This window comes from Tenacibaculum sp. A30, from assembly GCF_051200845.1.
Lineage (GTDB): Bacteria > Bacteroidota > Bacteroidia > Flavobacteriales > Flavobacteriaceae > Polaribacter.
The window spans coordinates 388,768-400,485 of sequence record NZ_CP195160.1; the positions used below are offsets into that span (position 1 = coordinate 388,768).

Annotated in this window: 13 protein-coding genes; 5 read left to right on the forward strand and 8 right to left on the reverse strand. The window is 30.7% G+C overall.

What is annotated here, in order from left to right; translation table 11 throughout:
• Positions 1-30: 30 nt before the first annotated feature.
• Both ACR9ES_RS01830 and ACR9ES_RS01835 read right to left on the reverse strand, forming a co-directional pair.
• Positions 31-579: a hypothetical protein gene (locus ACR9ES_RS01830; RefSeq protein WP_299001651.1), complete on the reverse strand. Its 549-nt coding sequence runs from the start codon at positions 577-579 to the stop codon at positions 31-33.
• 310 nt (positions 580-889) lie between these two features.
• Positions 890-1,051, reverse strand: a complete 162-nt coding sequence (locus tag ACR9ES_RS01835) for a DUF1328 domain-containing protein (RefSeq protein ID WP_299010422.1) — start codon at positions 1,049-1,051, stop codon at positions 890-892.
• Positions 1,052-1,299: 248 nt separating this feature from the next.
• Here ACR9ES_RS01835 and ACR9ES_RS01840 point away from each other — a divergent pair, with 248 nt between their 5' ends.
• Entirely contained in the window at positions 1,300-1,929 is a 630-nt protein-coding gene (locus ACR9ES_RS01840) for an SOS response-associated peptidase family protein (protein WP_435254880.1), read from the forward strand.
• A gap of 40 nt (positions 1,930-1,969) precedes the next feature.
• Here the strand turns inward: ACR9ES_RS01840 and ACR9ES_RS01845 are convergent, their stop codons facing one another.
• Positions 1,970-2,767, reverse strand: coding sequence for a patatin-like phospholipase family protein (locus ACR9ES_RS01845; RefSeq protein ID WP_299001648.1), 798 nt, complete (start codon positions 2,765-2,767; stop codon positions 1,970-1,972).
• A gap of 18 nt (positions 2,768-2,785) precedes the next feature.
• Positions 2,786-3,826 carry a helix-turn-helix domain-containing protein gene (locus ACR9ES_RS01850; protein WP_435254881.1) on the reverse strand — a complete coding sequence of 347 codons (1,041 nt, stop codon included), beginning with the start codon at positions 3,824-3,826 and terminating at the stop codon, positions 2,786-2,788.
• A 157-nt stretch (positions 3,827-3,983) separates the two neighbouring features.
• Here ACR9ES_RS01850 and ACR9ES_RS01855 point away from each other — a divergent pair, with 157 nt between their 5' ends.
• The 3 genes from ACR9ES_RS01855 (at position 3,984) to ACR9ES_RS01865 (ending at position 5,208) form a co-directional block, all read left to right on the forward strand.
• Positions 3,984-4,457, forward strand: a complete 474-nt coding sequence (locus ACR9ES_RS01855; RefSeq protein ID WP_299001644.1) for a hypothetical protein — start codon at positions 3,984-3,986, stop codon at positions 4,455-4,457.
• Positions 4,458-4,481: 24 nt separating this feature from the next.
• Positions 4,482-4,691 carry a hypothetical protein gene (locus tag ACR9ES_RS01860; RefSeq protein WP_435254882.1) on the forward strand — a complete coding sequence of 70 codons (210 nt, stop codon included), beginning with the start codon at positions 4,482-4,484 and terminating at the stop codon, positions 4,689-4,691.
• 64 nt (positions 4,692-4,755) lie between these two features.
• Positions 4,756-5,208 (forward strand): ferritin-like domain-containing protein, encoded by a 453-nt coding sequence (locus ACR9ES_RS01865; RefSeq protein ID WP_274635287.1) that lies wholly within the window; start codon positions 4,756-4,758, stop codon positions 5,206-5,208.
• A gap of 29 nt (positions 5,209-5,237) precedes the next feature.
• Here ACR9ES_RS01865 and bshA read toward each other — a convergent pair whose 3' ends face one another.
• Positions 5,238-6,392: an N-acetyl-alpha-D-glucosaminyl L-malate synthase BshA gene (gene bshA / locus ACR9ES_RS01870; protein WP_435254883.1), complete on the reverse strand. Its 1,155-nt coding sequence runs from the start codon at positions 6,390-6,392 to the stop codon at positions 5,238-5,240.
• Positions 6,393-6,541: 149 nt separating this feature from the next.
• The gene (locus ACR9ES_RS01875; protein WP_435254884.1) at positions 6,542-7,387 is read right to left on the reverse strand and encodes a transketolase; all 846 of its coding nucleotides are present in this window, start codon (positions 7,385-7,387) and stop codon (positions 6,542-6,544) included.
• Between the two features lie 154 nt (positions 7,388-7,541).
• Here ACR9ES_RS01875 and ACR9ES_RS01880 point away from each other — a divergent pair, with 154 nt between their 5' ends.
• Positions 7,542-8,729, forward strand: coding sequence for a hypothetical protein (locus tag ACR9ES_RS01880; RefSeq protein WP_435254885.1), 1,188 nt, complete (start codon positions 7,542-7,544; stop codon positions 8,727-8,729).
• Between the two features lie 61 nt (positions 8,730-8,790).
• Here the strand turns inward: ACR9ES_RS01880 and ACR9ES_RS01885 are convergent, their stop codons facing one another.
• Together ACR9ES_RS01885 and dnaB are read right to left on the reverse strand one after the other, a co-directional pair.
• Positions 8,791-9,975 carry an asparagine synthetase B gene (locus ACR9ES_RS01885; RefSeq protein WP_435255612.1) on the reverse strand — a complete coding sequence of 395 codons (1,185 nt, stop codon included), beginning with the start codon at positions 9,973-9,975 and terminating at the stop codon, positions 8,791-8,793.
• A gap of 147 nt (positions 9,976-10,122) precedes the next feature.
• A complete protein-coding gene (gene dnaB / locus ACR9ES_RS01890) occupies positions 10,123-11,637 on the reverse strand; it encodes a replicative DNA helicase (protein ID WP_274635283.1) in 1,515 nt (504 codons plus the stop codon).
• Between the last annotated feature and the right edge of the window lie 81 nt (positions 11,638-11,718).

Sequence of the window (11,718 nt, forward strand, 5' to 3'; positions counted from 1 at the left end):
ACCTCTTTTTGTTTATCGATTTCTTAAATATTACATTTTAACTGTTTCGAAAATTGCATATTCAAGCTTGTTAGTTTCTTTATTTCTATACTCAATAATAAAATCACCGTATTTATTGAAGTATCCTACTCCGTTAAACTCATCACCTTGTACTACATAAAAATCGTTATTAATCGATCTATAAGCTCTGGCTGAAGTAACGTCTTCGTTATTAACTTTGCGGGTAATTAATAAATCTTTTTGATCAATTAAAAAACCATATTGTTTACCTTTATATTTAAAGTAATTTACTTTAGTTTTTGAATCGTAAAATGGATCTTTATCGTTATCAACCATAATTGTTTTTTCAACTGCAACAGGTGTTTCGATTACACCTTGATTCAACTGGTGTTTTTGTTTAGGGTCAAACTTTACTTTTTTCTCTTTTGTGGTTACAACTTTTACTTTGGTATCGTAAGTTTCACCTTTTTCGTTAACTTTTTTAGCTTTTTTAACCTCTGTGGTTTTGATTACTTCTGTTTGTGCGTTTACCGTCATAATACCTGCGATAAACAATAAACCTACTATTAAATTTTTCATTTTTACTATGTTTAAATTAAAATTATAAGTAGCTTGTTTTTAAGATGTCTACTTTTTAACATCTGATATATTTTAAATCTCTATTCTTTTTTATGACTTTGAACTTAGGTTATTTGTCTTGTACAAAATTAGCTGAGATGTATTAAGTTATTTAGCTCATTCAATTTTGTTTTTTGTTCATTTCATAATATAGAGGGTGTTTTTCGTGTTTTAAATCAATTTTATACAAACATATATGAGGTACATTTAAAATATGTAAATAAAATTCGTGCTTGCATAATTTTGAGTTTGCTTAGCTGTTAAGGTTTGATTATACTCTTTTTTTACCTGTAAGTAATGATATTACAAATAGTATTAAGAAAATAAAGAATGCGATTTTAGCAAATCCTGTAGCTGCTCCTGCAATTCCACCAAAACCTAAGATTCCAGCAATAATTGCGATAATAATAAATGTGATTGTCCAACGTAACATAATTTTAGTTTTTAGGTTAATAATTTGAAGTACATCTTTTGTACACTACAAAATTATAACCGATTAAGAGTCTTCTTTTACTCATTTGATAAGAATGTTAACTCATTTGAAAACAAGGAAATGAGCTAAAGTTTATTTCTTTTGAACAAACTTTACCTGGGTTCTTCATGTAAATTTGTAGTGGATTAATTGAGTAGTTACCAACTACTTGTAATGATTTTTTATGAATGTAAATAAATAAGTATACGATGAGTTATAAGCTATCTAACATAGCAAGTAAAGAAAGAATTAAAGATTTTACTAAACTTAATTTTAAGTATCCGCATTTACATAAACCGAGGCGTAAGATTAATGGATTGAAAGAGCAGACAGTAAACATAATCACTATGGATAATCCATTAGAAATCACCCAAGGAATATGGGGAATGCTACCTCAGAATTACGCTGATAATTGGAATAAGTTTCAGCAAATAAAGCGTACGTTACACGTTAGAAGGGAAGAGATCAAGAAGAGTGTTTTATTTAAAGAAGCATTGCTTTTTAGACGATGTTTGTTAATTGTTACGGGGTTTTACGCCCATAAAGTAATTGATGGCAGTATTGAAAATTATTTAGTAGAAAAAGATAAACGAGAGCCTTTTTATTTAGCTGGGGTTTATAATACCACAGAAGACGGTTTTGTTACTTGCTCAGTAATCAATACAAATACAACAGAAGAATTAAATTCATTTAATAATCTGTATGAAATAATGCCACTTCAAATACCAAGAACCTTTAAAAAGATGTGGTTAGATCGTTCTACCGATATGAGTGATGTAGAGTATTTAATTAACAATCCGTACGACGCAAAATACAATATTCAGAAGATAATAACTTGAAAACAAAGAGAACTAACTATCTTATAGAGCTAGTTCTTACTTATTTTGCAAATTTATCTTCGATGTATTTTTTAGCTGTTTCGTAAATAGCGTCTACCTCTTTAATATTGAATCCGCTAAACTCTCCTAACGGATAACAAATAGTTGCATAGGTGCTAAAAAACTTGTATTCTTCAGATGATAACATCAACAATTTAGAGGTATGTGCCAATACTTTAATTGTTGTGTTTAACTCTTTATTTTCTTTTGCTGAAGGAAAAACTACATAGCTTCCAATAACTGGGTACTCTGAGTTTTCAAAAGGTGTAGTAGGAAAATTATCAATAATACCTCCATCAGAATATAACATGTCATCTATTTTTATAGGGTTGAACAGTCCAGGTACTGCACATGAAGCCAATACAGGTTTTAACAGTTCTCCTTCATAAAAATATTGTGTAGCACATTTATTCAAATTGGTGGTCGATACTGTTAAAGGAATTTCTAATTCTTCAAAAGTTGACTTTATTTTATCTTGAATTAGCCTAGCATAATTATACGAATTGAAGATTCCGGGTTTAGCAATTGTAATCCACGAATATTGAAAAATTTCAGTAGTCCTGAAAAAATTTAATATTTCTTGAGGTTTCATACCTGATGCATACATAGATCCTACTAACGAACCAGAACTGCAGGCAGATATAGCGTTGATTTTAATATGTAACTCTTCTAACTTTTCTAGTAATGCTACGTGAGCTACTCCTTTTTCTGCACCTCCACTTAATACCAAATTTATAGGGGTTTTAGGGTCTAAATCTTTTAATTTTTCAATAGAACACCCATACTTTTCTTTTATCATTTTTTGCTTTCTTCTTTGTTAAGCTATTTTAACTGCACTAATTTCTTGCTTGTTTTTTAAAAATTCACTGGGGCTAATTCCGTATTTACGTTTAAATATTTTAGAAAAATAACTTCTGCTTGAAAATCCTATCGAATATACAATTTGTGAGATGTTATAATCTGTTGAGTTCATTAAATCTCGAGCTTTCTCTAAGCGTACGTGTCTAATATATTCTATCACAGTTCTAGAAAACAACAATTTAAAACCTTCTTGCAATTTAGCCTGCGTTAGTCCAATTTCATTAGCTAATTCTTCTACATTATATTCTTCTGCAACATTATTAAGAATTTTTTGACCTGTTTTTCTAATCAAACTAATTTCTTTTTTTGTTAAAGTAGTTTCTGGTTTTCTTTTTCTTTTAACATCTTTATTGTGTTGCAACATGTGCTCTGATAAAATTTGGTATACAATACCTTCTTTTATCAAAATACGAATCATTCCCTTTTGTTTAATCTTATTATATTGCTTTACTAGATTTGCTAATTTTAAATTATAGGTTCCAAAATAAGCAAAAACATTTTCATGCTGTTGATCGTGAAAAACTTCATAAAGTCTCTTATTCAATAAAGAAGCATCGTTTAAACGCTTCTTTAAAAACTTTACCCTATTTATTTGTATCTGATGGATTTTAAGTTTTATATTTTTTTGTAAATACATATAATTATATCCACCATCTTTACTAGTAATAATAACAGATTGGTATTGATCTAGCTTTCTCTTTTTGTTTTCTAGTTCAAACCTGTGATAACTGTGTCCTTCTACTGTATAATTAAAAAGAATTGGGTTAAATTCTGAAGCGTCTTTTACAAGTGTTACATCGTCTAAAAAAGTAATGTCGTATTGAAGTGAGCTTCCACCCCAACTAAAAGTTAAAAAAGTAATAGTTCCTTTGGCAAATTCACTATCAACATTTAAAATGTACTCACCCCATCGTTCGGTAATAGTACCACCTATTACTTCTCGAATTTGCTCAACTGTACCCTTGGTATCTTTAGCAGTAATATTAATTGTAGTCATGCTATAGCTGTATGCAATAAAATTAATACTTTTTGTTTAATAATTAAATAAAAAAAATAAACATTTTGTTGTAAATGAGCAAAGATTAAAAAGATATGAGCAAATGCAAACTCTTATCTTCATATAATTTTGTGGTATAATATTAAAACACATAAAAATGAAATTATTAAAGACAGCAATAGCAGGAGCATTATTATTCTTTACAATTGGAGCATCAGCTCAACAGATATCTAAAAATGCATTAGGTGTTAGATTAGGTGATAATGACGGATTTGGAGGTGAAATCTCATATCAACATTATTTAAAAGAAAATAATCGATTAGAATTTGATTTAGGGTTTAGAAACTCTAACAATGTAGATGCATTTAAATTAGTTGGTTTATACCAATGGGTGAATAAATTAGACGGAAGATTTAATTGGTTTATTGGTGCGGGTGCAGGTGTTGGATCGTATGAAACACCTAATAACGATGGGATTTTTGCTTTAGTTGCTGGTGATGTTGGTATTGAATATAATTTTGATGCCCCTTGGGTAATCTCACTTGATGTTAGACCTGAGTTAGGTTTAACCAATGATTATAGTGATGATTTAGATTTAGATATCGCATTAGGTATTAGATACCAATTTTAATAATAATTAATAAAAACCAAAAAAATGAACAAGACTATAAAATTAATTCTAATAGTAATAGGTGTAGTATTAACACTATATGGAGTATTTAAAATTGTATCTCCAGAGGCATCTGTTGATATAGGAATCGCAGAATTTACAGAACAAAACAACAAAGATGCTTATATAACACTTGGTTTAGGTATAGTTGTTTTACTAGTATCTTTTTTTACATCAAAAAAATACAATGAATAGCATTGATGCAAAATGAGTAAGCATCAAAAAAGAACATACTCTTAACATTAAAATATCTTAAATTATGTATAGTTACACACAAGAAGTTGCCGAAAAATTAAATAACCTTTTAGAAAAGAATTATGATGCTGTTAAAGGTTATGAAACAGCTGCAAATAATGTTAAAAGTGAATCTTTAACAAACTTTTTTAATCGAAGAGCTAATGAACGTAAAGATTTTGGAAAAGAACTTAAAGCAGAAATAACATCTTTTAACCAAAAACCTGATAAAGGCGGAAGTATTACTGGTAAAGCCCACAGAATGTGGATGGACACCAAAGCTTTTTTTTCTAATGAAGACGAAGAAGCTATGCTAGAAGAAGCTTTAAGAGGAGAAAAAGCAGCTCTAGAAGAGTATAACGAAGTTATTAACTCGGAGTTACATTTACCAGAATCTACTTTAAACTTAATCAAATCTCAACGAGATATGATTTTAAATGATGCCATATTCGTTAAAAAGTTAGAAGAAGTAGAATAATAAATAGTAGATAGTTTTTAAAAAGCAGGTTAAACTCCTGCTTTTCTTATGTCTACCGCTTTTTTAGAGCAACTTTTATAAATGTCTTCATACACAGGTAAAATATTTTCTAATGAAAAGGATTTAATATGTTCTTTCGCATTTTCTTTAAATTGATTTAAAACAGCTTCATCTTTTAAAATGCTAATAGCATTATTTGCCATTTCATCAATATTACCCAAATCACTTAAAAAACCTGTTTCTCCTTGAATATTTACTTCTGATAACCCGCCTGTATTGGTAGAAATTACTGGCGTGCTTGCCGCCATAGCTTCTAAAGCTGCCAATCCGAAGCTTTCTGTTTCCGAAGGCAATAAAAACACATCGGTATAACATAAAATTTTAGCTACTTCGGTACTATTTCCCATAAATAGTACTTTATCTTCTATTTTTAGTTTTTTCGCTAAGTTTTCAGCTTTTAAACGTTCTGGTCCATCACCAACCATTAATAATTTTGAAGGAATTTCTTTTTGAACTTTATTAAAAATTCGAATTACATCATCGGTACGTTTTACAGGACGAAAATTACTAATATGTGTTAAAATTCGTTCATGTGGTTTCGCTAGTGCTTCTCTTTTACACTCTCCTTCATGCGCTTTATCATACTTTTCACCATCAATAAAATTATAGACAACTTTAATATCTTTTTCAATATTAAATAAACGAAGGGTATCTTCTTTTAAACTGTTAGAAACTGCCGTAACTTCATCAGATTTATTGATGCTAAACTCTACCGCTGTTTTATAGGTTGGATGACTTCCTACCAAAGTAATATCAGTACCATGTAACGTTGTTACCACCTTTACATCAATACCTTTATCTTCTAACATTTTTTTTGCCATATAAGCTGCATAGGCATGTGGAATAGCATAATGTACATGTAAAACTTCAAGCTCATATTTTGCTACTACCTCTACCATTTTACTAGACAAAGCCAATTCGTAAGGTTGATATTGAAATAGTGGATATTCTTCTAAAACAACTTCATGAAAGTGTAAACGGTGTGAAAAGAAATCTAATCGAACAGGTTGATTGTAAGTTATAAAATGTACTTCGTGACCTTTATCAGCAAGAGCCATTCCTAATTCAGTTGCTACAACACCACTTCCACCAAAGGTTGGATAACATACAATTCCTATTTTCATGTTTACTGTTTGATTATTTTTAAGTTTAGAATATAGTTAATGACGTAAATTTACGGTATTACTTACGTTTATATGTAAAGAAATTCATAAAATAAAAACGCCATTACGTAGTTTGTAATGGCGTTTTTAATCTATAAATTATCTGTAATTTAGTAATCTCCTAATGTTTCAGGGTTTTGAGCTAAAGCAGATGCTAATTGTTCATCATTTGGTGCTTTACCATGCCACGCGTGAGTGTGCATCATAAAATCTACACCATTCCCCATTTCAGTACGTAATAATACACAAACTGGCTTTCCGTTTCCTGTGCGAGATTTTGCTTCTGCCATTCCTGCTAAAATAGCTTCAACATTGTTTCCTTCTTTGATTTCTACAACATCCCATCCAAAAGCTTCAAACTTAGCTTTTAAACTTCCCATAGGTAATACTTCATCAGTAGAACCATCGATTTGTTTTTCGTTTAAATCAACTGTAGAAATTAAGTTATCAACCTTTTTGGCAGAAGCATACATAGCAGCTTCCCAAATTTGACCTTCTTGTAACTCTCCATCACCATGTAATGAATATACAATTTTATCGTCTCCATTTAACTTTTTTGCTTCAGCAGCACCGATAGCAACACTCATTCCTTGTCCTAACGATCCTGAGGCAATACGAATACCTGGTAAGGCTTCGTGCGTAGTTGGGTGACCTTGTAAACGAGAGTCTAACTTTCTAAAAGTTGCCAACTCAGCTACAGGGAAAAATCCGCTATGAGCTAGTACACTATAATATACAGGTGAAATATGTCCGTTTGACAAGAAAAATAAATCTTCATTTGTACCGTCCATGGTAAAATCGGTAGAATAATCCATAATTTCTTGATACAAACAAGTGAAAAATTCTGCACATCCTAAAGAACCTCCTGGGTGTCCTGAATTTACAGCATGTACCATTCGTACAATATCTCTACGAACTTGTTGTGTAAAATCTTGTAATTGTTGTGTTGTTGGCATTATTGTTTTGTTTTATGCCCACAAATGTACAAAATCAACTTAGAGATTTGAAAAAAACTTGAAGTTTATAAAGTATTGTTAATTTGGTTTTTATTAACAAAAACACATTTTCAAAATTATACTATTGTTTTAATTAACAACGAAACATTTTACTATGAAAAAATTATTACTCCTTTTACTCTTGCATTTTATAAATGTAAATGCTCAAAACACCACTAAAACAGAAGATTACCAATACGTATCAACTATTACGATAGATGAAAAGAATAAAGAAATTATACCCTTTGTAAATATTTCTAATGTTAAAAGACAGATTTACAGAATTTCTAATGAAAATGGTGAAATAGAATTTCCGTATCTAACCAGTCACTTAAATGATACAATTGTTTTTAGTGGAATTGGTATTGAAACAAAGAAAATTGTTTTAAAGAATATTGCCCCTAAAGTTTTGTTAGAAAACTCTTTTGATATTTTAAATGAAGTTATTATAACAACTAAAAGATCGCCCGAATCTATACTGAAAGAAGTAATTTCAAAACTAGAAGAAAACCACCCTACGCATCCACATAATTATAAACGCTACAGCAAAATACTTTCTAATAAAAATGATATTAATATTTTTGAGTTAGAACTTGTAGCCAAAGAGTTTAGTTTTGGGTATAGACAAGAATACATAACTACTTTAGGGTTAGAAAGTGTTAATTGGATAACAAAAGACACAACCAATACCTTAAAATATACTTCTCAACTTTTTGCCTATAGAGAAAATCCAATACAATATGCCAACATTTTGCATAAAAGAAAGCATAAAAAATTTACTTTAAATTTTGCTACAACCAACAAAAAAGAAGAGGAACAATATTATATTATTTCATTTAAAACCGAAAAAGATGACTGGAATTTCACTAATAAATCTTATCCTACAGCCTATTTTGGATCAATTTACATAAGAAAAAATGATTTTTCGATAGCCAAAATTATTGAAAAATGGGAAGGTATTCTTAAAAATAATGATTTAGATTATTATCTTAATAAGACTAAACATAGGAACATTATTGATATAAAATTAAAAGAACAAAGCATAGCTGTTTTCAATAAAAAAATTGAGAATAAGTACTATGTTAGTAATTTTGATTATAAAAATTATAGTGAAGTCACTTTTAACAGTAAAAAAACAATAAACTCTAGCTTTAATTCTAAAAGTTATTTATTTGATTTTGAATTAAATGATGTTAAAGAAATTTCTTACGAGAATTATGAAAATGAAAAAATAAACACTGTTTTAAATGATACCGAAATAAATACTAATTTTTGGAAAAATTTCACATTACCTGAAATGTAATCTAAGTATTGATATTTACTAAAGATTCTACCTAATTTAGAATTTCATCTCTAAATAATACTTACGTTTTTTGCTTTTTCTTCTTAGCTGCAGGAAATAATACATTGTTTAATATTAAACGATATCCTGGAGAAGTTGGATGTAAATCTAATTCTGTTTTCGGATCTCCTACCCTATGTTGGTAATCTTCAGGATCGTGACCTCCATAAAAAGTAAACATTCCTTTCCCTTTCGTTCCATGAATATACCTGCCTTCTTTGTTGGTTTTGTTTTCTCCCAAAACAACAATAGTCGATTTTATAGTATTTGGATCAAATGAAGTCGTTTGCCCCATAAAACCTTTTACCAGCATGGTATGGTTTTGAGTAAGCATAGTTGGAACTTGATCCCATTTGGCTGAAAACTCTTTCAACGTAAAATAATCTACTTCTTTATTAATTCTCCTTTTTCGAGTCATATCTATAGTAGAAAATTCATACGTAGTCGGATTACGAATCAGCTCAAAATTTTTAAAAGCAAAGGTTTTATTAAAATCTATTTTAGATTGATAACTAGGCTCTGAGGCATCACCATCAAACATTGCTTCACAAATATCTACCCCATCTGCTGCTAAGGCAATATCAAAACTATCGGTTGCTGAGCACATGGCAAACATAAATCCACCACCAACTACATAATCACGTATTTTCTTGGCTACAGCTCCTTTTTCTTCTGACACTTTATTGTATCCTAGTTTCTTGGCTAAGGCTTCTGCATCTTTCTTTTGTTGGATATACCAAGGTGCGGTTCTAAAAGCTCCATAAAATCGTCCATATTGTCCTGTAAAATCCTCATGATGCAAGTGTAGCCATTCATACAATAACAGTTTATCATTTAATACTTCTTCATCGTATACTACATCAAAAGGAATTTCTGCATAGGTCAACACCATGGTTACCGCATCGTCCCAAGGCATTTTATCTTTAGGAGAATACACCGCTATTTTCGGAGCTTTTTCTAAAGTTACCGCTTCTTGATTTTTTGAAGGTGAAGAAATTTCTTCTAAAATTAACTGTGATTTAGCATCTGAAATAATTTGATAGGAAACACCTCGGATTTTACACTCATTTTCAACCGCTTCGTTGTTTTCAATTAAAAAAGCGCCACCATCATAATTTAACAACCATTTTGCTTTTAATCCATTTTGGAGTACATAATACACAATTCCATACGCCTTTAAATGATTTTTCTGATTTTCATTACTCATTGGCACATAAATAAAGGAAGCCCAAATCGTGTTTGAGAACAAGAAAAAAGTGAGTATGTATGTAAATTGCTTCATTTAAAAAACTAAAATACACAATTACTTTTTAGCAATTGTGTATTCTATCATATTTTAAGTTTTATTTAAAGTCTAAAACGGAACATCATCGTCACTCGGACCAAAAGCATCTTCTGGTGAAGCGAAGTTACTAGATGCTACTTCATCGTTAAATCCAGAGTTCATGCTCGATTGGAATTCACTACTAAACCCTTCTTCTAAATCTGAGAATTTTGCTAAGTGTCCTGTAAACTTCAAACGGATATTGTCCAATCCACCGTTACGGTGTTTTGCTACAATAAACTCTCCTTGACCTTCACATGGTGAGTGATCATCATCATCCCATTCTGTCATACCATAATATTCAGGACGATAAATAAACGATACAATATCGGCATCTTGCTCAATTGCTCCCGATTCACGAAGATCGGATAGTAACGGACGTTTACTTCCTCCACGAGTTTCAACCGCACGCGATAACTGAGAAAGTGCAATTACAGGTACATTTAATTCCTTACCTAAAGCTTTTAAGTTACGTGAAATCGTAGAAATTTCCTGTTCACGGTTACCTCCTGCTCCTCCAGCTGTCATTAACTGTAAGTAATCAATAATTAATATTTTAACTCCGTGTTGCGACACCAAACGACGCGCTTTAGCACGTAAATCGAAAATGGACAAGGCAGGTGTATCATCAATAAAAATAGGCGCTTCTGAAAGATTTTTAACTTTTACGTTTAATTGCTCCCATTCGTGTGGTTCTAAATTTCCTTTACGTAATTTTTCAGAAGTTAATCCTGTTTCCGAAGAAATCATACGCGTAATTAACTGTACCGAAGACATCTCTAACGAAAATAATGCTACAGGATGTCCGAAATCTATCGCCATATTTTTAGCCATCGAAATTACGAATGCCGTTTTACCCATACCAGGACGTGCAGCAATAATAATTAAATCGGTAGGCTGCCAACCAGAGGTAAGTGCGTCTAATTTGGTAAAACCAGTTGCCAAACCACTCATTCCTTCTTTGGTAGAAATCTCCTGGATTTTATTAATGGATTGTTGTACTAACGAATCGGCTCTCTCTGCTCCCTTTTTTAAGTTTCCTTGTGTAACTTCGAATAGTTTTCCTTCGGCATCATCTAATAAATCAAAAACATCCATGGTTTCATCATAGGCATTTTCGATAATTTCTGAAGAAATGGTTATTAATCTTCTTTGAATGTATTTTTCAAGAATAATTCTCGAATGAAACTCAATGTGCGCTGAAGAGGCTACTTTTTGCGTTAATCCAATTAAATAAAAATCTCCTCCTGCTATATCTAACTTCCCGTTCTTTTTTAACTGATTAGAAACCGAAAGTAAATCGATTGGTTCTGAATTTTGAAATAAAGCATAGATTGCTGCATAAATTTCTTGGTGTCTTTTGTCATAGAAAGCCTCAGGATGCAAAATATCAATTACTTCATCAATACCCTTTTTATCAATCATCATAGCTCCTAAAACAGCTTCTTCTAATTCTAAGGCTTGCGGTGGTAATTTTCCTTTTTCTAAGCTAATAATTCTAGCTTTATCAATTTTTGTTCCTTTTAGAGATTGGGTTCTTTCCATGTCAGCAAATGTATATTATTAAGATGATATTTGTAGGAGCATTACTTAAATTTCTTTTTGCACAAATTTTGTAAACAAAAC